The 22108-nt window shown below is 70.1% G+C and carries 26 protein-coding genes and 1 pseudogene; 11 read left to right on the forward strand and 16 right to left on the reverse strand.

Annotated elements, in window-relative coordinates; translation table 11 throughout:
- Window positions 1-190 precede the first annotated feature (190 nt).
- The 5 genes from ACZ5NH_RS01895 to ACZ5NH_RS01915 all read right to left on the reverse strand — a co-directional run bounded on the left by ACZ5NH_RS01895 (window position 191) and on the right by ACZ5NH_RS01915 (window position 4803).
- Window positions 191-790: an acyltransferase gene (locus ACZ5NH_RS01895; RefSeq protein WP_468772438.1), complete on the reverse strand. Its 600-nt coding sequence runs from the start codon at window positions 788-790 to the stop codon at window positions 191-193.
- Window positions 787-1680, reverse strand: a complete 894-nt coding sequence (gene rfbD / locus ACZ5NH_RS01900) for a dTDP-4-dehydrorhamnose reductase (RefSeq protein WP_468772439.1) — start codon at window positions 1678-1680, stop codon at window positions 787-789. Before rfbD ends, ACZ5NH_RS01895 begins: the two co-directional genes overlap by 4 nt.
- 39 nt (window positions 1681-1719) lie before the next feature.
- Window positions 1720-2709 carry a dTDP-glucose 4,6-dehydratase gene (rfbB, locus tag ACZ5NH_RS01905; protein WP_468772440.1) on the reverse strand — a complete coding sequence of 330 codons (990 nt, stop codon included), beginning with the start codon at window positions 2707-2709 and terminating at the stop codon, window positions 1720-1722.
- Window positions 2706-3773, reverse strand: a complete 1068-nt coding sequence (locus ACZ5NH_RS01910) for a glucose-1-phosphate thymidylyltransferase (protein WP_468772442.1) — start codon at window positions 3771-3773, stop codon at window positions 2706-2708. The genes rfbB and ACZ5NH_RS01910 overlap by 4 nt, the downstream gene beginning before the upstream one ends.
- Window positions 3774-3855: 82 nt before the next feature.
- Complete coding sequence (locus ACZ5NH_RS01915; protein ID WP_468772443.1) at window positions 3856-4803, reverse strand: DMT family transporter; 948 nt, start codon at window positions 4801-4803, stop codon at window positions 3856-3858.
- Between the two features lie 242 nt (window positions 4804-5045).
- Here ACZ5NH_RS01915 and ACZ5NH_RS01920 point away from each other — a divergent pair, with 242 nt between their 5' ends.
- The 6 genes from ACZ5NH_RS01920 to ACZ5NH_RS01945 all read left to right on the forward strand — a co-directional run bounded on the left by ACZ5NH_RS01920 (window position 5046) and on the right by ACZ5NH_RS01945 (window position 8238).
- On the forward strand, window positions 5046-5765 hold the full coding sequence (locus tag ACZ5NH_RS01920; protein ID WP_468772444.1) for an FAD binding domain-containing protein: 720 nt from the start codon (window positions 5046-5048) through the stop codon (window positions 5763-5765).
- Between the two features lie 121 nt (window positions 5766-5886).
- Window positions 5887-6621 (forward strand): helix-turn-helix transcriptional regulator, encoded by a 735-nt coding sequence (locus ACZ5NH_RS01925; RefSeq protein WP_468772446.1) that lies wholly within the window; start codon window positions 5887-5889, stop codon window positions 6619-6621.
- Window positions 6622-6700: 79 nt separating this feature from the next.
- Complete coding sequence (locus ACZ5NH_RS01930; protein WP_468772447.1) at window positions 6701-7129, forward strand: hypothetical protein; 429 nt, start codon at window positions 6701-6703, stop codon at window positions 7127-7129.
- 75 nt (window positions 7130-7204) lie between these two features.
- A complete protein-coding gene (locus ACZ5NH_RS01935; RefSeq protein ID WP_468772448.1) occupies window positions 7205-7405 on the forward strand; it encodes a hypothetical protein in 201 nt (66 codons plus the stop codon).
- Between the two features lie 11 nt (window positions 7406-7416).
- Complete coding sequence (locus ACZ5NH_RS01940; RefSeq protein WP_468772449.1) at window positions 7417-7746, forward strand: DUF2231 domain-containing protein; 330 nt, start codon at window positions 7417-7419, stop codon at window positions 7744-7746.
- Between the two features lie 51 nt (window positions 7747-7797).
- A complete protein-coding gene (locus ACZ5NH_RS01945; RefSeq protein ID WP_468772450.1) occupies window positions 7798-8238 on the forward strand; it encodes a hypothetical protein in 441 nt (146 codons plus the stop codon).
- A 155-nt stretch (window positions 8239-8393) separates the two neighbouring features.
- On the opposite strand, the gene ACZ5NH_RS01950 is transcribed toward ACZ5NH_RS01945, so the two are convergent.
- Both ACZ5NH_RS01950 and ACZ5NH_RS01955 read right to left on the reverse strand, forming a co-directional pair.
- Window positions 8394-10298, reverse strand: a complete 1905-nt coding sequence (locus ACZ5NH_RS01950) for a sialidase family protein (RefSeq protein WP_468772452.1) — start codon at window positions 10296-10298, stop codon at window positions 8394-8396.
- 138 nt (window positions 10299-10436) lie between these two features.
- The gene (locus tag ACZ5NH_RS01955) at window positions 10437-10916 is read right to left on the reverse strand and encodes a hypothetical protein (RefSeq protein WP_468772453.1); all 480 of its coding nucleotides are present in this window, start codon (window positions 10914-10916) and stop codon (window positions 10437-10439) included.
- Window positions 10917-11198: 282 nt separating this feature from the next.
- On the opposite strand from ACZ5NH_RS01955, the gene ACZ5NH_RS01960 reads away from it, so the two are divergent.
- Entirely contained in the window at window positions 11199-11651 is a 453-nt protein-coding gene (locus tag ACZ5NH_RS01960; protein ID WP_468772454.1) for a hypothetical protein, read from the forward strand.
- Window positions 11652-11663: 12 nt separating this feature from the next.
- Here the strand turns inward: ACZ5NH_RS01960 and ACZ5NH_RS01965 are convergent, their stop codons facing one another.
- From ACZ5NH_RS01965 to ACZ5NH_RS01990, 6 genes are all read right to left on the reverse strand, one after another.
- Complete coding sequence (locus tag ACZ5NH_RS01965) at window positions 11664-11960, reverse strand: hypothetical protein (protein WP_468772455.1); 297 nt, start codon at window positions 11958-11960, stop codon at window positions 11664-11666.
- A 77-nt stretch (window positions 11961-12037) separates the two neighbouring features.
- Entirely contained in the window at window positions 12038-12442 is a 405-nt protein-coding gene (tsaA, locus tag ACZ5NH_RS01970) for a tRNA (N6-threonylcarbamoyladenosine(37)-N6)-methyltransferase TrmO (RefSeq protein WP_468772457.1), read from the reverse strand.
- Window positions 12443-12658: 216 nt separating this feature from the next.
- Window positions 12659-13429: a DUF899 domain-containing protein gene (locus ACZ5NH_RS01975; RefSeq protein ID WP_468772458.1), complete on the reverse strand. Its 771-nt coding sequence runs from the start codon at window positions 13427-13429 to the stop codon at window positions 12659-12661.
- A gap of 54 nt (window positions 13430-13483) precedes the next feature.
- On the reverse strand, window positions 13484-14149 hold the full coding sequence (locus ACZ5NH_RS01980) for a copper chaperone (protein WP_468772460.1): 666 nt from the start codon (window positions 14147-14149) through the stop codon (window positions 13484-13486).
- Window positions 14150-14188: 39 nt separating this feature from the next.
- Window positions 14189-14539, reverse strand: a complete 351-nt coding sequence (locus ACZ5NH_RS01985) for an ArsR/SmtB family transcription factor (RefSeq protein WP_451552394.1) — start codon at window positions 14537-14539, stop codon at window positions 14189-14191.
- The gene (locus tag ACZ5NH_RS01990) at window positions 14526-14960 is read right to left on the reverse strand and encodes an SRPBCC domain-containing protein (RefSeq protein WP_468772461.1); all 435 of its coding nucleotides are present in this window, start codon (window positions 14958-14960) and stop codon (window positions 14526-14528) included. The genes ACZ5NH_RS01985 and ACZ5NH_RS01990 overlap by 14 nt, the downstream gene beginning before the upstream one ends.
- A gap of 389 nt (window positions 14961-15349) precedes the next feature.
- On the opposite strand from ACZ5NH_RS01990, the gene ACZ5NH_RS01995 reads away from it, so the two are divergent.
- On the forward strand, window positions 15350-15844 hold the full coding sequence (locus tag ACZ5NH_RS01995; protein WP_388635877.1) for a hypothetical protein: 495 nt from the start codon (window positions 15350-15352) through the stop codon (window positions 15842-15844).
- An 867-nt stretch (window positions 15845-16711) separates the two neighbouring features.
- Here the strand turns inward: ACZ5NH_RS01995 and ACZ5NH_RS02000 are convergent.
- Window positions 16712-17404 carry a DUF899 domain-containing protein gene (locus ACZ5NH_RS02000; RefSeq protein ID WP_468772463.1) on the reverse strand — a complete coding sequence of 231 codons (693 nt, stop codon included), beginning with the start codon at window positions 17402-17404 and terminating at the stop codon, window positions 16712-16714.
- A 212-nt stretch (window positions 17405-17616) separates the two neighbouring features.
- Between ACZ5NH_RS02000 and ACZ5NH_RS02005 the strand changes: the two genes are divergently transcribed.
- Window positions 17617-18192 carry a hypothetical protein gene (locus ACZ5NH_RS02005; protein WP_388635881.1) on the forward strand — a complete coding sequence of 192 codons (576 nt, stop codon included), beginning with the start codon at window positions 17617-17619 and terminating at the stop codon, window positions 18190-18192.
- Window positions 18193-18236: 44 nt separating this feature from the next.
- Here the strand turns inward: ACZ5NH_RS02005 and ACZ5NH_RS02010 are convergent, their stop codons facing one another.
- On the reverse strand, window positions 18237-18440 hold the full coding sequence (locus tag ACZ5NH_RS02010) for a hypothetical protein (RefSeq protein ID WP_468772465.1): 204 nt from the start codon (window positions 18438-18440) through the stop codon (window positions 18237-18239).
- Window positions 18441-18590: 150 nt separating this feature from the next.
- On the opposite strand from ACZ5NH_RS02010, the gene ACZ5NH_RS02015 reads away from it, so the two are divergent.
- On the forward strand, window positions 18591-19736 hold the full coding sequence (locus ACZ5NH_RS02015) for a serine hydrolase domain-containing protein (protein ID WP_468772466.1): 1146 nt from the start codon (window positions 18591-18593) through the stop codon (window positions 19734-19736).
- 145 nt (window positions 19737-19881) lie between these two features.
- A complete protein-coding gene (locus tag ACZ5NH_RS02020; RefSeq protein ID WP_468772468.1) occupies window positions 19882-21513 on the forward strand; it encodes a sigma-70 family RNA polymerase sigma factor in 1632 nt (543 codons plus the stop codon).
- A gap of 40 nt (window positions 21514-21553) precedes the next feature.
- On the opposite strand, the pseudogene ACZ5NH_RS02025 reads toward ACZ5NH_RS02020, so the two are convergent.
- A pseudogene (locus ACZ5NH_RS02025) lies at window positions 21554-21906 on the reverse strand (SbtR family transcriptional regulator); the annotation flags it as partial.
- Between the last annotated feature and the right edge of the window lie 202 nt (window positions 21907-22108).

The raw sequence follows: 22108 nt of genomic DNA on the forward strand, positions 1-22108 counted from the left end.
AGACGTCAGGCGTCGGAGCGGTCGTCGCTCCGCGCTTCGGACACAGGCGTCCCACCCGGTAACCCCCCCTGGGCACTGGTTTGTGCGCTGACTGTGCCCGGTCTGCACAGTTCGCACACATGTTATGCCTGCACGTGTTCGAGCATTGGTGTTTTGGGAGAATCAGAAGTCATCCGCGCTCGACGAGAAGTCAGGCGCGCTCGACGAGTTGGCCGTCCTTCTCGTCGTACAGCGCTCCTGTCTCGGGGCACTCCCATCCGCCCGGCTCGCCGTTCCGCTCGACCAGTCGTGCGCCGGCCCGGCCGACCCAGCCGATGCGGCGCGCCGGAACGCCCGCCACGAGCGCGAAGTCCGGCACGTCCTTCGTCACCACGGCACCCGCCGCGACCAGCGCCCAACGGCCGACGCGCACCGGTGCCACACACACCGACCGGGCCCCCAGGGACGCTCCCTCGCCCACCACCACCGCCACGGTCTCCCAGTCGCCACCGCGCTTGAGCCGGCCCTGCGGGTCCACCGATCGGGGAAAGTAGTCGTTGGTGAGCACCGCCGCCGGACCGACGAACGCCCCGTCACCGAGCTCCGCGGGTTCGTAGACCAGCGCGTAGTTCTGGAGCTTCACGTTGTCGCCGATCCGCACCCCCGGGCCGACATACGCTCCCCGGCCCACGATGCACCCGCTGCCCAGCCGGGCGTCCTCCCGGATCTGGGCCAGGTCCCAGACCGTCGTCCCGTCACCGATCGTGGCCGTCTCGTCGACCTGTGCGGTCGGCTGGATCCTGAAGTTCACCGGGATGAGCCCTTCTTCTCGTCGAGCAGAGCCGGAAAAGCCGTGTGCAGCGCCTCGCGCCAGTCACGGATCGGTTCGATCCCCGCCCGGCGCCAGCGGCCGTGCCCCAGGACGCTGTACGCGGGGCGGGGAGCGGGCCGTGCGAAGGCCGTGCCGGTGGTCGGCCGGACCCGTCCGGGGTCCGCGCCCAGCAGCCGGAAGATCTCCTGGGCCAGGCCGAACCAGGTCGTCTCCCCGCCGCTGGTGCCGTGGTAGACCCCGGCGGGCGCGGCACCGGCGAGGGCGGCACGCCCCAGCCGTACGAGCCGGTCAGCGAGGTCCACCGTCCAGGTGGGCTGTCCGCGCTGGTCGTCGACCACGTCTACGGTGTCCTTGACCGACTCCAGTCCGATCATCGTGTCGACGAAGTTTCCGCCTCCCACGCCGTACAGCCACGCCGTACGCACGACGTATCCCGCGTCCGGGAGCGTCGTCAGCACCGCCTGTTCCCCCGCCAGCTTGGTACGTCCGTACGCGCCGCGCGGTGCCGTCGGGGCGTCCTCTGGATACGGGCCGGTCCCGTCGCCCCCGAACACATAGTCCGTCGAGACCTGGATCAGCCGGGCGCCCGTCTTCACACAGGCCTCGGCGAGGTGCCGGGGTCCGTCGCCGTTGACCCGCAGGGCGTCCGCCTCGTGCGCCTCGGCGTCGTCGACGGCCGTCCAGGCGGCGCAGTTGACCACGATGCGGGGGCGGTGCGCGTCGACGACATCGGCCACCGCGACGGCATCCGTGATGTCCAGACTGCCACGCGCGAGGCCGACGGTGCTCTCCCCGTCCCGGCGCAGCCGCGCGAGGACATCCTGTCCGAGCATTCCGGTGCAGCCGGTGATCAGCCAAGTGGTGGTCATGGTTCCCTGCTCGTCGTCAAAGGGGTGTTGATGCCGGCACTACAACGCCGCGCGCTCCTTCAGCGGCTCCCACCAGGCGCGGTTCTCGCGATACCAAGCGACCGTCTCCGCAAGGCCGGTGGCGAAGTCCTTGCGGGGCTGGTAGCCGAGCTCCTCGCGGATCTTCGTGCAGTCCACGGAGTAACGGCGGTCGTGGCCCTTGCGGTCGGCGACGTGCTCGACGCTGGTGTCCCAGTCGGCGCCGCAGGCCTCCAGCAGCAGCGCGGTCAGCTCCTTGTTGGTCAACTCGGTGCCGCCGCCGATGTTGTAGACCTCACCGGCGCGCCCCTGGGTGCGCACCAGCTCGATGCCCTGGACGTGGTCGTCGATGTGCAGCCAGTCGCGGACGTTGCCGCCGTCGCCGTACAGCGGGACCTTCCTGCCGTCCAGCAGGTTCGTGATGAACAGCGGGATGACCTTCTCGGGGAAGTGGTGGTGGCCGTAGTTGTTGGAGCAGCGGGTCACCCGCACGTCCAGGCCGTGGGTGCGGTGGTGGGCGAGGGCCATCAGGTCGCCGGCCGCTTTGGAGGCGGCGTACGGGGAGTTGGGGCGCAGCGGGTCCGTCTCCGGCCAGGAGCCGAAGTCGAGGGAGCCGTACACCTCGTCGGTGGAGATGTGCACGAAGGTCTTCGAACCTCCGTGGCGCAGCGCCGCGTCCAGCAGTGTCTGCGTGCCCAGGACGTTGGTCCGGACGAACTCGGTGGCAGCCAGGATCGAGCGGTCCACATGGGACTCGGCGGCGAAGTGGACCAGCTGGTCGTGCCCGGCGAGCAGCTCGTCGACCAGCGCGGCATCACAGATGTCACCCTGGACGAAGGCGAATCGGGGGTGATCGCGCACCTCGTCGAGATTGGCCGGGTTGCCCGCGTAGGTGAGCCTGTCCAGCACCGTGACCGCCACGTCATCCGGGCCGGCCGGGCCGAGCAGCGTGCGGACGTAGTGCGAGCCGATGAAACCGGCACCGCCGGTCACCAAGATCCTGGTGGTCATGAGGAGATCTGCACCTTGCTGTGGTCGCCGAGGACGAGCCGGTGGGCGGCAGGCTTGCGGGGCGCGGGAGTCACCTCGACGTTGCGTCCGATGAGGGAGGCCTCCACCCGCCGGACCCCGCTCACCGAGGAGTCGCGCAGCACGATCGAGTACTCGATCTCGCTGTCGTCGATCCGGCAGTCGCCGGCTATCGAGGTGAAGGGGCCGACGTACGAGTCGGTGATCACGGTGTTCGCACCGACGACCACCGGGCCCACGATGCGGCTGCCGGTGACCTTCGCCCCGGGCTCGATCCGCACCCGGCCGATGATCTCGCTCTCGCCGTCGACCGTCCCGTCGATCCGTCGCTCCAGGGTCTCCAGGACCGAGCGGTTGACCTCGAGCATGTCGGTGACGTTCCCGGTGTCCTTCCAGTAGCCGGAGATGATCGTGGAACGCACATCACGTCCGGCGTCGATCAGCCACTGGATGGCATGCGTGATCTCCAACTCGCCGCGCCAGGACGGCTTGATCGAGCGCACGGCCTCGTGGATCGCCGGGGAGAGCAGATACACGCCCACCAGCGCCAGCTCGCTCTTGGGGTGCCGGGGCTTCTCCTCCAGGCCGATCACCTGGCCCGCCGCGTCCAGCTCGGCCACCCCGAACGCGGTCGGGTCCGGCACCTTCGTCAACAGGATCTGCGCCGCCGGCCGTTCGCTGCGGAAGGCGTCCACCAGGTCCGTGATGCCTCCGACGACGAAGTTGTCGCCGAGGTACATCACGAAGTCGTCGTCACCCAGGAACTCACGGGCGATCAGCACCGCGTGGGCCAGACCCAGCGGCGCCGCCTGCGGGATGTAGGTGACGTCGAGGCCGAACGCGGAACCGTCGCCGACCGCCTCCCGGATCTCCTCGGCGGTGTCCCCGACGATGATCCCGACCTTGGTGATGCCCGCCTCGGCGATCGCCTCCAGGCCGTAGAACAGCACCGGTTTGTTCGCGACCGGTACAAGTTGCTTCGCCGATGTATGGGTGATGGGGCGCAAACGGGTACCTGAGCCGCCAGACAACAAAAGTGCCTTCATGCATATCACCCTACTTATGCCGGACTTGCTGACGGGGGGATTCCGCACGGAGGGGTTCCGGCAACGGGCGCTACCCGGCCCGCTATCTGGAGCGGGCCGAGGCCGGGGAAGGGTTCGCCGCGGCCGAGGGATCCGGATCCGCGGCCTCTGCGCCGGGAACGCCGCGTGGCCGCAGACCAGCGACCAGGCCGGCGATCAGCACGGCGATGCCCAGCCACACCGACGGCCTCGGCACGTCGCTGCCCGAGACGGCGCCGACGACCGCCGCGGCGAGCGGCGCGATGCCCGTGAGCAGACCCGCTCGCCCGGCCCCTACGGCGCGGACCGTGGAGTACCACAGCACGAAGGCGACCGCCGTCACCATCAACGCCAGATATCCGGCGGCCGCCCACTGGGACCCGGACAGCTCCCGTACGGCCGACGGCCCATCCGCCGCCGTACCGAGCACGGCCAGCAGCACGGCGGCCAGCCAAATCGCGTGCACGGACACCCCCCACGGCGAGTGCCGCCGCAGTACCGGCACCGCGAGCAGCGTGAACGCGGCCTCGCAGCCCAGGGCCAGCGCGGCCCAGGCCACCCCGACGGCATCGGTGCGGCCCGTTCCCTCCACCAGCACCGCGCCCGCCATGACGACCGGCGCGGCCCACAGGACCTGCCGGCTCGGCCTGCGCCGCTCCAGCACCGGACCCACCACCCCGAGAACCACCGGCACACAGGCGACCGCGACGGCGACCACCGCGGGCTCCGCATGATCGACGCCCCGGACCACGGCCACGTTGAACAGCACCAGACCGGTCACCGCGATCCCGGCCAGCCACAGCCACTCGCGGACCCGTGGCCACACCAGCCGGGCACCGGCGAGCCGTGCCATGACCAAGAGGATGACGGTCGCGGCCGCGTAGCGGACCGCCTGGGTGGTGAACAGCGGGGCGCCGACGAGGGTGCGCGAGACGGTGACGCTGCTGCCGACCAGCGTCATCCCGATCATGCCGGGGAGGAGCTGGGCGAACGAAGCGGAAGGCGTGTCCATGCCGTCCACGCTGCCCGCACCGTGGACGTCGGCGACAGGTCCACAATGTCACCGGTACGAAGGTCCAAAACCATGCTCGGCGGCGGCGGCGGCAGTCGGATCGGCGTGGCGAGGGCGCGGCGTGCTCGTGTGAGCCCTGTACGCGCCCCCGCCCGGGCGAGAAGACTGCCTCGGTGAGGGCGGTTGGCCAAGGCATTGCTCACCGCCTTCGGTCAACTCCCGAGGAAGGCAGGCCGGTCGCTGTGTTGGTGCGTTTCCCCACGTCGGTGTCCGAAGCGCAGCAGTGCCTGGCCGAGGGGGCCGTGCCGATCGGCGGGGCCACGCTCGTGTGGGCCACATGGCAGCGGGACGGTTTCCCCGAGCTGGCCATGTCCCTGCGCGATGTGCCGGAGGCCAACGTGCTGGGGCGGGAGACCGTGGGTGGCGCCGTGGTCCTGCACCGGATGAACGACCGGGTGCCGGACGTGCTGCGCCTGGCGGCCGCCGCAGTGGGCACCGGGGCCGTGCGGCGGACGGCGACGGTCGGCGGCAACCTCGTCGGCAGCGCGCTGCGCTGTCTGCTGCCCGCGGCGATCGTCCTGGACGCGCGGGCGACGGTGCTGGAATCCGACGGCGTCCGGGAGACGGACCTGGCCGAGCTGGTGGCCAAGCGCCCCGTCCTGCTCAGCCTGCGCTGGCGTGAACCGATCGCCTGTGCGTACCGGAAGCTCGCGGGTGAGGCGGGTGGACCGCCGCCTCCCGTCGTCGCCTCGGCGGTGCACGTCGACGACGGTGGCGACAGGCTGCGGGTCGCCGTGCGCGACGGTTACGACGTGCTCAGCGGCAGCGCCCCGTGCGGCGCCGACCCGGCGCAGGCGCTGCAGACGCTGCGCGCGTCGGCCTTCGGCGACCTGCCGACCGCCGCATGGCACGTCGTACGCTCGCAGGTCACCGGCCTGCTGGGTGGGCGCGACACCGACTGACCCGCGACCGGGGCAATCTCGTCCAAGGTCCCATTCGTATGACGCCATGGGAGGGAAACCTCCCGGACAACAGCACCACTGAAGAGTTTCGCCAATTCTCATGGGCGAATACATTGAACGAGTGGGACTGGACCACGCCTCGCTGACCAGCCTGGCGGCCTTCGGCGACGCCACATGGCGCCGCATGTTCGAGCTCATCCGGCACGAGCGGCGGCCGATGACGCGTGAGGAGGTGGCCGACGGCCTCGGCATCTCCCGCAAGCTGGCGGCCTTCCACCTCGACAAGCTGGTGGCCGCCGGTCTGCTCCAGGCACGCTACGAACCTCCGACGGGCATCCGCAAGGTCGGACGCAGGCCCAAGGTCTATGAACCGACGGGCGAGGCCATCGCGGTGAGCATCCCTCAGCGCCGCTACGGAATGCTGGCCGACGTCCTCACCGAGGCCGTGCTCACCGAGACCGACGGCGAATCCGCCCGCGATGCCGCGCTCCGCGTCGCGTGCGCGCGCGGCGAAGCCCCGGGCGGCGCCGAACGCGAACGGGTGCGTCCCGGACGCCTCGGTGCCGAGCGCGGACTGGGCGTGGCGGCCGAGACGCTCGAGGAGTTCGGCTTCGAGCCCGAGCGCACCACACCCACCCTGCTGCGGCTGCGCGACTGCCCCTTCCACCCCCTGGCGGCCGAGGCCCCGGAACTGGTGTGCGCCGTCAATCAGGCGTTCCTGGCCGGCTATCTGCACGGCCTGGGAAGCGACAGGACCACAGCGGTGCTCGCCCCGCGACCCGGCGCATGCTGCGTGGAACTACGCGGTGAGCGCATGCCGGGAAATCCGGAGGCGGGCACCGCCTGCGAGCGGTGAACACAGGCGGAACCGATCGCCGGCCGCCACCGCCCCCCCGGCTGGGCTGCTCCCTCGATGACAACAGCTGGAGTCACCGATGAACTCCACCTCCGCGACCGAAGTCACCCTCAGAGGACTGGGAGCGTGCTGCGCCATCGGCAACGTGGTGCTGCACACCGTCCTCATTCCCGATCACCTCGAGGAGAAGTTCTACATCGGCGTTCTGTTCGCCGTGGGCGCTGTCGTCATGCTCTTCGTGGCGGCGGCACTGGTCGCCTTGGCGCGCCCCATGATCGCCTGGCTGACCGGGGCCCTCGTCAGCCTCGGCATGATCGCCGGATTTCTGCTGTCGCGGACCGTGGGCCTGCCGGAGGGCTACCAGGAAACCAGCTGGGATCCGCCGTACGGCCCGCTGTCCCTGATCATCGAAGGGCTGTTCGTGCTTGCCTTCCTTGCCTGGCTGGGACGCCCGACGACCGGTGCCGCGCCGAGACCGCCTACGCGGCGGAGAGTGACGGCCGCTTGAACCGTGGCGCGAATAAGACCAACAATCGTTGGTGAAACAGCTCGACGGCCGACTCAAGGGCGAGGTGCGTGCCGTATGACCGTGGACAGTGATCTCAAGGGCCTGCGACAGGCGAAGCAGCCGGTCAGTAGCGCGCTGGCAGGGCCGTACGGGCATCCGTTCCAGCCGATTCTGGTCACCGTGCCGATCGGGGCCTGGGTGTGCAGCCTGGTCTTCGACGTCGCCTCGCGGATCGTCCACCGGCCGGCCTTTCTGGCCCACGGTCGACCTGGCTGATCGCCATCGGCGTGCTGGGTGCGCTGGCGGCTGCCTGCCCGGGGTTCCTGGACCTGTTCGCCATTCCCACCGGAACGCCGGCCTTCCGCACGGGCCTGGTGCACATGGGGCTGAACCTGGCCGTGACCGCCGCGTACGCGGCCGGTTTCGTCTGGCGGCAGGGCGGCGGGCACCCGGAGGGGCAGGGCGTCGGATACGGCCAACTCGTGCTCTCCGCCGTCTCGCTCGCCGTCCTCGGCGTGTCCGGCTACCTCGGCGGCAAGCTCGCCTACCGCTACGGCGTCCGGGTCGCCGGGGAGTCCGCGCAGGCCAAGGGCTACCGCACCCGGCACCGCCCCTGACCGGCAGCCCGATCCTCACCCATCCGCACCTCGGAACCACTGGAGTACGACATGGACATTGCCGCTCTTGTCGCCTGGGTGGTCACCGCCCTCGGCGGATTCGTCCTGCTGACCCGCTGGATCACCCGCGGTGGCCTGCGCCAGCAGCAGACGGGGACGACCCGCTTGCCGGCCCCGGTCGTGTTCGGTCACTTCCTGCTCGCGGCGGCCGGGCTGGTCGTCTGGATCGTCTGTCTCGCGGCCGACCGGTCGGCCCTGACCTGGACGTCCTTCGGCATCCTCGTCGCCGTCGCGCTGCTCGGTTTCACGATGTTCGCCCGCTGGGTCCCCGTGTACCGCTCCGCCCCGGCGGCCGCAGGTGAGGAATCGACGCCCGCGGAACGGCATCTGCCCGTTCCTGTCGTCGCCGCCCATGGCCTTCTCGGTGCCGCGACCCTGGTGTGGGTGTGGGTGCGGGTGCTGCTGGCGGCACTGGGAGCGGGCGGCAGCTGACGCGGGCAGCGGATGCGGCGCGGATCCCGGTCAGCCGCCGCCGACCTGGCCGAGGAGCATTTCCCCAGCGAAGTGCGCGCCATGGCCGCTCTCTCGCGCGCTGACGGGTGCGCCCCTGGGTTGCCTGCCGGGGCGCACCCGCCTGCCGTCCTGGATCAGTGCCGGGTCGGGAGGGGATGGGTGGTGTGCGGTGCGGCGACGCTGGCGGCACCTCGGGTCGTGGCGGCGGAGCTGCCGCCGGTGACGGCTAGCGGGCCTGCGGTGTAGAGCGCCTCGTCGAAGGCCTGGCCGCCCGCCGGGGCCTTGCCGACGGCGAAGACGGAGACCGCCTTGCCACCGATGACGGAGGTGGAGAGGTAGTCGCCGACCATGCTGCCCTGAGTGGTGTTCGCTATCTGGGACAGGGACATGGGGCCGGCGACCGTGGTCGGGCTGCTCCAGGTGCTGCCGCCGTTGGCGGAGGAGATATAGCCGACCTCCAACTGACAGGTGGAGGCAGTGCAGTTGGCGTTCGGGTAGAAGTAGTAGTAGAGGCCGATCTTCGCCGTCGTGCCGGAGGTGGCGGGGTCGATGCCGATGCCCGGGATGAAGTGGTCGACGGCGCTGGTGGTGGCGTCGATGGGAACCCGGGTCACGGCCGACCAGCTGGTGCCGTTGGTGGAGGTGGCGTAGACGATGTCGTTGGCCGGGCAGCCGGAGCGGAAGCGGCAGTCCTGCCAGGCGACGTAGATCTTGCCGGATCCGTCGATCTCGGCGGACGGCAGGCCCTCACCGTCGCGCAGGTTGCCGGCCACTCCGTGACTGGAGACGTTGGCGATCAGCGTGCTGGAGGACCAGCCGGCGCCACCGTTGGTCGAGTTGAAGGCACGCACGGCGCTGCCGTTGGCCGAATAGGGGACCACGACCGTGCCGTTGGGCTGGACCAGGGGCTGGCCGCCCAGGCCGCTCGGGCCTCCGGACGGGGCCACCGGCGTCGACCAGGTGGCGCCGCCGTCGGTGGAGCGGCTCATCACCACCGCGTTGCCCGAGGACGTGATGTCGACCTCGACGTAGCAGGTGCCGTAGTAGGGGCTGGTGGCGGAGTTGTCGCAGACGATCCACTCCTTGTCGTAGCCCTGGCCGTCGTTGCCGACCGCGAGTACCGGGTTCTGCCAGTTCGTGCCGTTCGTGGAGCGGCTCACGCTGACGCCGGCGCCGTTCACGTTCGAGTCGATGACCAGTCCGGCGATCATCCAGGTGCCGTGCTTGGCGTCGTAGGCCACGGCCGGGTCGGAGACTCGGGCCCAGGTGCCGCCCTGGTAGGTGGTGATGCCGGGCAGCATGCCGTGCTGCCAGGTGGTGCCGCCGTCGGTGGAGGTGTTCCAGCCGATGTCCGAGGAGCCGCCGTCGGAGAACCGGCCGACCTGCGAGGAGGCGACGATCGTGTTGCCGTGAGCGAAGGTGTCGGGTTCCAGCTCGGTGGCGTGCTGACTGGAGGAGTTGGTGAACGGGTCGGTACTGACCTGGGTCAGTCCGGGCGGCGGGGTGGCGGTGGTGAAAGCGACGTCGTCGTAGAGGGTGTAGGTGGCGTCGCCCGCGTAGTTGTCGTCGTGGCTGACGAGTTTGAGGGTGTAGCTGTGACCGGCGGTCACGGACGACGTGACCTGCTTCCAGCTCTGACCGTTGGTGCAGGTCTTGGCCAGTGCGGTCGTCGTGGTGCCGGTCGTGGTGTCGGTCAGGGTGGCCGTGGCCCAGTCGTACGTCAGCGTGTCGGGGCAGGTGACGTCGTACCAGAAGGACAGCTGGGTGGCGCCCGTGGGCGCGGTGAAGCTCTGGGCGATCGAGGAGTCGCCGTTGGTGGGCGAGGTGCCGCCGACGCGGGCGGCGTATGTACCAGTGTGGGCACCGGAGTTGACGACGGCAGTGGTGCCCGCGGCGGTCCAGGCGGTCAGACCGCCGGATTCGAAGCCGCCGTTGGAGACGTCGGCCAGCGCCGGGTGCGAGGCGAGGAGCAGACCGCCTGACGAGAGCAGAGCGGTGGTGGCCATCGCCACGGATCTGCGGACAGCAGTACGCGACATGAGAAGACCCCTTGTCGTGGAGGGAGGTTCGGGCGGGGTCGCCGGCGTGAGGTTGGCGGCCCCTGGGACGACGCGGTGGATCAGGACAGGGTCACGTCGTCGTAGCGGGTGTACGTGGCGTCACCCGTGCAGTTGTCGTCACGGCTGATCAGGGTGAGCGAGTAGCTGTGCCCGGCCGTGACCGGGGCGGTCTTCTGATGCCAGCCGGAGGACGACACACAGGTCTTGGCCAGCACGGTGGTGGTCGTGCCGGTGGCGTTGTCCTTGTTTCGTGCCCGTCGAGGGGGCGGAGGGTCCGCCGGGACTGGACTGCACGACCGGGTCGGGGATACGGGAGGCGGGCGGATGCGGCAGCCGCTCCTCGCCGGGGTCGTCGTGCTGCTCCTTCTTGCCGTGGTGCCCGTGGTGCCCGTGGTGCGCGTGGGCGGCCATGGAGCGCAGAGCGGGGGAGGTGTCGTGCCGGACGGCGGGGCCGGTGTCGGTCGAGCGGTGCGGCGCCGGGGTGTGCGGCGCGGGATCGGCCTGAGCGGCCGGAGCGGAGAGCCACAGAGCGGGAACTGCGGTCAGGATCGCGGTGAGCGCGGCTATGCGGCCGCGTCTGCGTCTGGATCGGGGCACGGAACATCCTTTCGAACAGCCGGAGATCCTCCGGCATGCGGGGAGCAGAAGGACGTTCACGCCGATGGAGCGCGTGTTCGCAATCCGGCATGGTTGCACTGGACATGTCAAGCAACAAGAGGGGAGACGCCAGGGTGGCGCGAGGCAACCGAGAATTTACGGAGTACAGTCAACTCGCAGTAAAACCACAGGGGTTCGCTCTGTGGCGCTGAAGGGATTTCCCCTGGGGGCATCGTGGGACACCGCCACTTGGGCGCCCGATCGCTTGCCGTGGTCGCCGTCATGGTCTCAGCCGCTGCCTGTGGCGCCGGGGGCGCACTGCCTGCCAGGACGGGCGCCTCCGCCCTCGCCGTTTCGACCCGGTCGTCCCAAGGGAGCCCGGCCCCCGTCGGCTCCTCTGCGTCCGGCTCGACCCGCCAGTGCCTCAGCGGCACCGTCACGGTCCGCTACCCGCCCGCGGACAACCCCCTGCGCACCGCCTGCGTCCACGTGGGCACGACGATCCACATCATCCTGAAGCCGCCGCCCCGCTACGGCTGGGCGCCGGTCACGAGTTCGGATCCGCGGACGGTGCCGCTGCTGGACGACCATGCCGCACCGGACGGGACCCGGTCCGCCACCGCACGCGCCGCCGCTGCGGGTACCGCCAGCCTCAACTCGGCCGACACCTACACCCCCGATCCGCACGGCCCGAGCTCGCGGGTCTGGCGACTGACTCTGACCGTGATCCCGTAACCGTCCGTAGGTCTAGGCCGCTTCGACATCCACCAGCAGCCGCCACAGCCGCGTCTGCGGCCCGAACCGGTCTCCGCGGAACGACGACGTCGACCGCAACTCCGCCGCACCGGCCGCGACTGCCCGGACAGTGGCCCGCACGGTGCCGTCGGCCGTTTCCGCCGCGATCACCCTCAAGGGCCCGGTGACCACCTCGACCGGCGTCCACCCATGGGCGGCTGGTCCGTGCAAGGTGACGACGACCTCGTCGCCCACCCGCACACGCAGCGGCGGTCCCGCCGGATCCCCGGGACGGTGGACTACGGACACCTGCCTTGCCGCGTGGTCTGCCAGGTCACGAACGCCAACCGCTGGGACTCCGTTCCACGAAGGCCGGGGCCCGGCCGTCAACGGTCCGGAGTGAGGAGGGGTTTGACGTCCAGGATCGGGGTCGAGTCGAGCGCTTCGAGGTTGCGGACATGGACGCGCGTTCCGGCGATGGCGAGGATGCGGACCGTATGGAGGCCGATCGGGTTGGGGCGGTCGGGGGCGCGGGTCGCGAAGACGCCGGTGAGCGGGCGGTTGGTGTCGCCGCGCGGGCGGACGCTGAGTGTGTCGCGGTCGGCGCGGTCGAGCCAGGTGAGCAGCAGCACGTCGGTGCCCGGGGTCAGTCCGTCCAGGGCGGGGGCGTACCGGTCCTCGAAGACGAGCCAGGCGTCGGGGGCTCCCTCATCGGGCTGTCGGGGAGCCGCCGCCCGATCGGTCAACGGTGATTCGACGTGCCCGATCGGGCGCAGGGTGTATGCCGCCAACAGTCTCAGTCCTCTCCGGGCCGAGCGGATTCAGGGAACGGCCGCCACATGCCCGCCACTTGACATGCCGACGCGGTGCCCGGCGTCGTCAGCTCACAGCATTCCATCGACCGAGCCCCACGTCGGCCTTGTGGCCGCTGTGGGAAGGTCGGTTCCGTCCACACCCGCAGCCTCAACGGCCATATCGACCACAACTCGTGCTCAGCACCGCAACGGTCAGGTCCGGTTGTCGTACTCGTCGTGGCGGCGCCACCAGAAGCCGGTCTCGTTGCGGCCCAGCGGCGCACGGTCGAGCCACTGGTACATGCCCCACAGGGCGTCCAGGCCGCGCGCGTACGCCGAATAGGTGTGGTAAACCTCGCCGTCCTGCAGCGCGAACCCGCTCACGCCGGGCCCTTCCCGCCGGTAGGTCTCCCAGTCCGTGCCGACGATCGCTTGGCTGAAGGCATCGCGGGAACCCTGCTCGTCGTCCGATGCCGGCCGCATGTCCTCCTCACCGAAGTTGTACGCGACGAGTCCCGCTTCCCACTCCTCCTTGGTGTGGGCCACCCCGAAGTCGAAGTTGAAGTCGCTGCCGTAGGACGACGCCCACGGGAAGGTCCAGCCCATGCGCTGCCGGTAGCCGTGGAGCTTGGCGAGCGGGGCTCGCGACACCGCCCAGAACATGACGTCGTGCTGGGCCAGATGGACCACGGAGCCGTTGAAGCCGTCGGCGATCGCCGAGCAGGACGGGCATCCGGCGGTGTAGTCGGGCCCGAACATGAAGTGGTAGACGAGCAGCTGCGAGCGACCCCGGAACAGGTCGGTGAGCGATGCCGTCCCTTCCTCGGTCTCGAAGCGGTAGCCCTTGTCCACCCGGACCCAGGGCAGCTCCTGCCGCCGCCGGGCCAGCTCGTCACCGCGCCGGGTCAGCTCCTTCTCCGCCTCGAGCAGCTCCAGCCTCGCCGCGAGCCACTCCTCGCGTGTCCCTGTCTTGTGACCGGTCATCGCTTGTCTCCTTGCCCTGTTCTGCCTTGTTCTGCCTCGTCCTGCCGCGCGTCGCTACATCGGCGCTGGCGTGAGCCCCGGAAGCAGCGAGGGCGCGACGACGGTCACGACGCCGAGCCCGACGATCGCCAGCGCCAGCGGTACATCGATCACGGTCTTCGCGGGCAGCAGCTTCTGCGCGGAGACGAGGGCGGCGACCAACGACATCCACAACACGCTCATCACGCCCAGCGCCACCAGCATCGCCATCAGCCCGATGCTCGATCCGGCGCAGTACAGCCCGAACCTCAGCCCGGAGCCGGCAACCTCATGGCAGCGTCGCCGAAAACGCCGCTTGACCGGCGTGAGCTCATAGGTGCCCGCGATGATCACCACGGCGCCGGCGGCCGGTGATCCGTGCGGCCGGTCCAGCGCGTACGCCACGACACCGGCGAGCGCCCAGACGGCGAGGTAAGCCCCGGTGAACGGCAGCGCGCCACACACCCTGCCGACCAGGCGGACGTGCCCGGCGACCGCCGGGGCCGCGCCCGGCAGCATCATCGCCGCCATCATCGTCATCCACGTCGCGGCGAAGAACCCGAACGACCCGGGCCCGGTCGCGACCCCCATGTCCATGCCGTGCATCAGCCGGACCGCGGCCACCCAGCATGCCGCGGCCAGCCCGAGCGTCACCCCCAGCACCAGCGCCGGCGCGCTCGGCCGCGGGATGTCCACGTTCACCGTCGGCTCTCCCACCGGTGTGTCAGGCGGCGGTCCTCGTCACGCGGATCCGCGCGCCTGCTCGTCGAGGTGATCTTTCAGAGCGCCGAGCGGGCTGTCCCAGTCGCGGGCCAGCGCGGCCAGGAACTGCTGCGCCACCTGCATCGGTGCGGACCGCAGCCGGTACCGCACCCGGCGCCGCTCACCCGGTTCGGCCGTCACCAGGCCGGCATCGGCCAGCAGAGCCAGGTGTTTGGCGATCGCCTGCCGGGTGATCGGCAGCCGGCCGGCCAGGTCCGTGGCCGTGGCCGGCCCCCCTGACGCCAGCGCGGCCAGGATGGCGCGCCGGCTCGGGTCGGCCAGTGCGGCGAAGACCTGTTCGGCGATCGCCTCGACGTCAGGCCGCGGCATCGAGGTAGTCGACCAGTTCGCCCAGTTCGCGCGCCCAACCCTCGGCGTGGCCGTCGTACTCCTTGCGGTAGACCTCGTCCGCGAGCTGGGCGAAGCCGGTCTCGACCACGGTGAGCCGGGTGCCGGTGCCGACCGGTTCGAGCGTGAACTCCACATAGGTCCGGCGCGGATCGTCCTCGGACAGTTCGGCCATGCGCCACGTGAAGCCGAACACCGTGGGCTCCTCGACCCGTTCCACCCGCATGTCGGCGGTGTGGCCGCCGTCCCACTTCATCCAGGCCGTGCCGCCTGGGCGGAGGTCGATCGCGGCCTCGTTGCCGAACCAGGCGCTCAGTCCCTCGGCCGTGGTGAGCGCCGCCCACACCTTGGCCGGCGGGTGCGCGATCTCGATGGTCCGCTCGATTCGATCGGGGAACGCCATGTCTGCCTCCAGAGATATAGCAACCGTCTGATTGCGATACTATGGCAACCAAGTGGTTGCGTCAACTGGATCGTGGTCGTGGTCTGGGTGCAGGCAGCCCGCCCGTTAGCACGACCCGGCCTCCCCTTCCGTAGCGACACGCCGTGGTCTGCATGGTGAGTGGGCATCAGAGGATCAACCAAAAGGGTTAATGCCGCATCAATCTGCTTTGTTCTTGGGGTACTTCAAGCTCATCCGCACCCCTGACGCGACGGCATGTGGCGCCGGAAATACCCCATTCGGCGCCTGAGGGCGGTCATTCAATATGACTGGTATGACTCCTTTAGGTAATTTTGATCACGGCCGGCTGACGAGCCGGTATCTCTGAGACAGCAGACAGGAGAAGCGATATGAAGGTCCCCCGTTCCACCGTGGTCACTGCTGGAGCTGCGGCCGCCGCAGCTCTGGTCGCGACCGGTATCACCTACGCATCGGCGGCCTCCGCCCCGGTGCCCCAGTCGGCCCCGGTCGTCGCCGCTGCGGCTCCTTCCGACGGCATGTCCGGGCAGGGCAAGGGCAACGAGGGCCGTGAGGGCCGTGAGGGCCGTGAGGGCCGTGAAGGCGACTGGGGCCGGATCCTGATCAACGAGCGGTCGTACTCCGCCCACCCGGGCGACTGCATCACCGTGGTCAGCGGTCTGGGCGCCAAGACCCTGAACGTCCGCAACGACACGCACAAGACCGTCGAGGTCTTCCGTGGGGCGGTCTGCGACAACGGTGCTCCGGTCGCCATCGTCGGACCCCACAGCCAGAGCGACGGCGTGCGCGTGTGCCCCACCCATGAGATCCACGTCCATCACGGCGTGGTCGCCAGCTTCCGCGTGGTCCGGGACCGCTGGGGCTAGGCCGGTGTCAAGTGAATGATCTGGAGCCCCGGCCCGCCGGAATCGGGCCGGGGCCCAGTACTGACCATTGTCCGACACCACACGCGCCGTACGCAGCCCGCCGGAGCGGGGCACCAGGCGCTGCCGGACTGCTCTCCGGGCGCCCGTCGTTTCGTTCACCGGCCGATCCGCCTTGGTGATGCCCGCCCGAACGCCTCCCGTCAGTCCCGGTCCCGACGTCGTGTCCGCCGGCTTCCTTTCCGGCGTTTCCCACCGCCGAACGGGTGAGACGGGGGTGGTGGCCTGCAGCCGGACGGCCGCATGGGCCGGCTCTCGCGCTTCCGCATGCCCCGGAGGCCCACCGACCGCCGCTCCTGGCGACGTCGGCCAGCCGTCACCAGCACAGCAGCCACCGGCCGTCGCACCACACCCCGTGCCCCTGGGGGTGAGCCGTTCGTCGTCAGGCTCGACATGGGAGCTGGGCGCGACCTGATGCAGTGTGCGGCCGGAGTGGCTCGCCATGCGACCGACCGTGCAACGGCGTCCGTACCGAACGCTCGGAGTTGAGGCATTGATCACTGGGGCTAGACGGCCGAGGCCGGCGCTGAGCAGGACCTGACCGAAGCCGGCACGGCAATGGGCGGCTCCACGGATGCCCGAAGTCGAACAACGACGGCGCAGACAGGTGAGTCGTTCGCCACGCTCCTCGCCGCGCACAGCAGGCCGGCGCTGTGCGCGACGACGCGGAGGCAGCCGCCGTGCACTCGTCGTCGCGGGCGCCCTCACGGCCGACCCTCGGCACGCTACGGCTGACCGGTCCGGGAGGCAGGCGGGGATCCTCGTAGCCATGCAGGCCCGGGTCCCGTCGACTGCCTGGCGGTGGCAGTCCTACGTGTGCTGTCCCGGGCCGTAGAGTGCCGCGATGTCTTCGGAGGAGCTCCACCGGCTGTAGGTCGGATCCTGTGGCCAGCCTTCGGGCGAGTCCTGCCACTCCTCCCGTCGCCCGTAGGGCAACAGATCGATGAGCGCGAAGGTGTGACTGAGCTGTTCGACGCCACGACCGTCGGTGTGCCAGGTCCGGTGGACGGTGTCGCCGTCACGCAGGAAGACGTTGACGGCGAATCCCCCGCCGGGCGGTGCACCGACATCGCTTCCGAACGGGCTGTTCGCCGTGGAGTACCAGGTCATGTGGTTTCCGACTCGCCGCTTGTAAGCGAGCGCTTCGTCGATCGGCCCCTGGGTGACGACGACGAACCGGGCGTCATAGGCGTACAGGAAGTCCAGGCGGGTGAACTGCGACGTGAAGCCCGTGCACCCCGGGCACTGCCACTGCTTCCCGGGGAACCACATGTGGTGGTAAACGATCAGTTGCGTACTGCCTTCGAAGACGTCCACCAGCCGGACCGGCCCCTTCTCACCCTCCAGGGTGTACTCAGGCATCCGGGCCATGGGCAGGCGGCGACGCTGGGCGGCGATCGCGTCCAGTTCTCGGGTCGCGGCCTTCTCCCGTACGCGCAGGGCATCGAGCTCTCGTTGCCAGGTCTCGGCGTCGACGACGGGCGGTAGTGCGTTGGCGCTCATGATCCCTCACTGTCGTGTGCGCAGCTTGCGGTGCTCAGATCCAGACCCCGCCCGGCCGTCGAACTCATCGGCGCCCACAGCAGCAGGAACAGTGGCAGCGGCATTCCCATGGTGCCGGACCCCACCCCACTCGGGTGGGATGCAACCATGAAGGCAGTGCACCAACAGCGGCGGTTCGCAGGGCCACCAGCTGCCGGAAGGAACAGGCGAAGATGAGCGAGCAGAGGGACCCCACCGCCCCCGCCGGTATGACAGTCGGCTCCTTCTCACTGGACAGTGTCGCGCTGCGCCGCCGCTACCGGCGGGTTCTACGGCAGTTCGGCGTGTCCGTGCTCTTGCTCGTGCCTTGGACCGTGTACCTCGCGGTGTCATTGCCGGATCGCTTCGAGGCTCGGTACTGGCCCATGGTGTGGGTCGGCTTCGATGTCATGCTGCTGGTGTCGTTGGCCGGTGCGGGAATGGCGGTGTGGCTGAGACGGCAGGCCATGGTCCCGTTGTCGTACGTGGCGGCCACACTGCTGATATGCGATGCCTGGTTCGATGTCTCCTTGGACTGGGGAAGACCCGATGTGTGGTGGAGTACCGCCTCAGCGGTACTGGTCGAGCTGCCTCTCGCGGTCTTGCTCATAGTGCGCGCGCGACGGGTGCTGAAGGTGTCGGCCCGTCTGGCCTGGCAGCGGCTGGGTCTGCCGGGAGAGCCTCCGCCGCTGCACAGAATGCCGCTGTTCGTCGACCTTGCGTCGGTGCCCGGCCGCGGGGCTGGTTCGACACATGGCGAGAGCTCCTGACGGTGCTCGCTGCCGGATCTCGCCGATGCGTCCGTCGCTCGCCGTCAGCTCCTGCCCTCCCGCCCCGTGGCATGCAGCGCAGCCCAGGCTCCTGACCGCCGTCCCTGCCAGTACGGGTGGAACAGCACCTCTGCCGACAGATGGATCAGTCGCCGCCGCAGTGTGGTGCGCGGGCGTGCGGCGAGCTGCCGATAGGTGGCGTGCCACTGCTCTTGCGCATGGGCGAGGTCGTCGGGAATCGGACTCATGGTCGGATTCAATCACGTGTTCGATTTTCTTGGCGTCCCGACACGGCCCTGTGTTCAGAGGGGGCGACACCGTACGTTCACTGCCGCCGACGAGTCTCCGCCGACCCGGGAGTCGTACCCGCTGGACGAACCCCGACCGGAAGGCCACCGATGAAAGCTCTGCATGACACCCTGCACCGGTACGTCGACGACGGGAGGGTGCCGGGCGCCGTCGGTCTCGTCGCCCGCGGCGATGACGTCGAGGTGGTGACCGCCGGCTCGGTGGACACCGAGGGCACCGCCCCGATGGCGAGGGACACGATCTTCCGTATCGCGTCCATCACCAAGCCCATCGCGGCGGCGGCGGTCCTGATGCTGGTGGAAGAGGGGCGACTCGCCCTGGACGCTCCGGTCGAGGAGTGGCTGCCGGAGCTGGCGAAACCGAGCGTGGTGCGCACCCCTGACGCCCCGCTCGTCGACGTCGTCCCGGCGGGCCGCCCGATCACGGTCGAGGACCTGCTCAGCTCCCGCACCGGCTGGGGCTTCCCCGACGACTTCTCCCTCCCGGCGGTGCAGTCCCTCTTCACGGTGCAGAAGGACGGCCGCGCCCTGCAGGACTGGCCGGACCCGGACACCTGGTTGGGCCTGCTCGCGCAGGTACCGATGCTGCGCCAGCCGGGAGACGCCTGGCTGTACGGCACCTCCTCCGACCTCCAGGGAATCCTGGTCGCCCGGGCGTCGGGCCGCACCTTGCCCGACTTCCTCGCGGAACGGATCTTCGAGCCGCTGGGCATGGAGGACACGGCCTTCGAGGTCCCCGAGGCGAAGCGGCACCGCTTCACGTCCTCCTATGCGCCGGCCCCGGACGGAACCCTGGAACTGACCGACGCTCCCGAGGGCCAGTGGAGCCGCGTGCCGCGTTTCCACTCGGGCGGCGGGGGACTGGTCTCCACGGCCGACGACTGGCTGGCCTTCGCTCGCATGCTGCTGAACGGAGGTGAGGGCAACGGCCGCCGCCTTCTCACGCCGGCCTCCGTCAGCCGCATGACCACCAGCCACCTCACGGCCGGACAGCGCGCCGCCGCCACCCTCTTCCTCGAAGGCCAGGGCTGGGGCTACGGCGGCCAGGTCGACGTCACCTCGGCCGAACCCTGGAACGTCCCCGGCCGCTACGGCTGGGTGGGCGGCACGGGGACGACGGCACACATCGTCCCGGCCACGGGCGTGGTCGCGATCCTCCTGACGCAGGTGGCGATGGAGAACCCGACACCAACGCCGCTGATGCGGGACTTCTGGAGGAGCGCGGCGCGCGGTTGACCACCTGGGTCCGTGCTGAGCCGCTGCCCCTGTCGACGACACCCGAACTGAAACTCACTTTCGAAGAACTGTTATCCGGGGCGCATCGAGTGATCTCCCAGGTATCGGACACAATCGTTCGGCCTCGATGACAGGAAGCATGTGCATGAGTACGCAGGACGCGGTGGAGACAGCGGTACTGGTCACGGCCGCCAGGGAGGGCGACACCCAAGCCCAGGACGCGCTGGTCAACGCCTACCTCCCGCTGGTCTACAACATTGTGGGCCGGGCTCTGAACGGCTCGGTGGATGTCGACGACGTGGTGCAGGACACCATGCTGCGCGCCCTGAACGGGCTTGGCGAGCTGCGTACTCCCGAGCGTTTTCGCTCCTGGCTCGTGGCGATCGCGATGAACCAGGTCCGGGCCCACTGGCAGAACCGGCGCTTCGCCCCGGGCACGATGGAGGAGGCCGAGGAACTGGCCGATCCGGGTGCTGACTTCGTCGACCTCACGGTGGTGCAACTCCAGCTCGCCGGACAGCGTCAGGAGACGGCGCAGGCGACCCGCTGGCTGGAGCCCGATGATCGGGGACTGCTGTCCCTGTGGTGGCTTGAGTGTGCCGGCGAGCTCACCCGGACCGAGGTGGCGGCGGCTTTGGACCTTTCGCCCCAGCACACAGCGGTCCGCGTACAGCGGATGAAGGCGCAGCTCGAGGCGGCCCGCGTGGTCGTACGAGCGCTCGACGCACGGCCACGGTGCGAGGAGCTCCGCATCGTGCTGGCTTCCTGGGACGGCAGGCCATCGGCTCTGTGGCGTAAGCGAATAGCCCGGCATGCGCGCGGCTGTAGCCGCTGCAGTGGACTGTGGAGCGGTCTGATGCCCGCGGAAGGGCTGCTTGCCGGTCTGGCGCTGGTCGCGGTGTCGACTGCGTTGCTCGCCAAGGTGTCTGCCTCTTCCGGGAGTGCTGTCCCGGCAGGTTCTGCCGCAGCGCTGGGGGTCACCGAGGGCGACACCGGATCGGACCCGGGCGCTGCGCGACGCGGCATACGGGGCGGGACCGGCTCGCGCCGCGAGTCCCGTCGGCGCCGGCGCACGCGGCGCCGGGCGGCGGGAGGGGCCGTCGTCGCGGCCTGCGTCGTCGGTGGTGGTCTGTGGTATTTCGGTACAGAGTCCGGATCCGGCCGCGACACCGCGGGCGTGGAGCGAAGAGCTGCCGCCCCCGCCCTGGACCTCGCCACGCCCAGTACCGCTGGTGTGTCGCCGTCGGCCTCGCCCTCCCCGTCCCCGGCGAAGCCGAAGCGGTCGCGGGCTGCGAACCCAGTGGGTCGCGGCAAGAAGAGCGGGCCCACCCACCGGCCGTCCGCCGGACCGGCCGCGACCCCGGCGAGCACAGTGCAGCCACTGCCGGACCGGACGGACGCCGTCGGCCAGGTGGTCGCGCTCGTGAACAAGGAGCGGGCAGGCGTCGGCTGCGGCCCCCTCACCGAGGACCCGCAACTGCAACAAGCGGCCCAGAGGCACTCCGACGACATGGCCGCTCGTCACTTCTTCGACCACACCAACCCGGACGGCGTCGACCCCGGACAGCGCATCACGGCCGCCGGCTATCACTGGTCCACGTACGGCGAGAACATCGCCCAAGGCCAGCAGACCGCCGCAGCGGTCATGGAGTCCTGGATGAACAGTCCCGGCCACAGGGCGAACATCCTCAACTGCTCGTTCAAGGACATCGGCGTGGGTGTTCACAAGGGTGCGGGCGGCCCGTGGTGGACGCAGGACTTCGGCGCCAAGCAGTGACGGCAGGCCCATCGGGGCAACCGTGTCAGTCAGGGCACCCTCAACGCCGCCTGTGCGGGCCAAGGCTGAGCAGCACCTGGCCGAGCCGGCCGGAAGTGAGGGCCGGTGCGGGCAGCGGGAGCGCGCACGGGCTGGTGCGAAGGCCGTCGAGGAGCAGGGCGAGCGGGCGGAGCCAGGCCTCCGGGGCGACCGTGGTGAGCGGGCGAACGGCCCTCCCCAGTGCTGCCAGGGTGAAGAGCAGGGCCTCGGTGGTGAGGTCCGGGCGAACGGTTTCCTGCTCCTGACGCGTTGGAGCAGCTCGTCGATGGTTTCACGGTTGTGGGCGTGGACCGCCTCCAGGGACGTCACGCCTTCCAGGTTCGTGGTCATGAGGTCATTGGTGCCGCGGTCTGCGACTCACGCTCCGGAGTGACACTGCGCGCAGCGGTCGCGGTGAGCTGCGCCGTGCCCGTCGTATGGCCGCCGGTCACCGTGGCGGGCCGGCGCTGGATGGACGGCGGCAGTCGTTCGACCACCCACCTGCAGCTCGCACGCGGGCACCGCCGGGTGCTGGCGGTCGTGCCGGTCCCCCGGGCGGTCGGGCCGCATCCGAGCG

Source organism: Streptomyces sp. NPDC031426 (assembly GCF_055581585.1).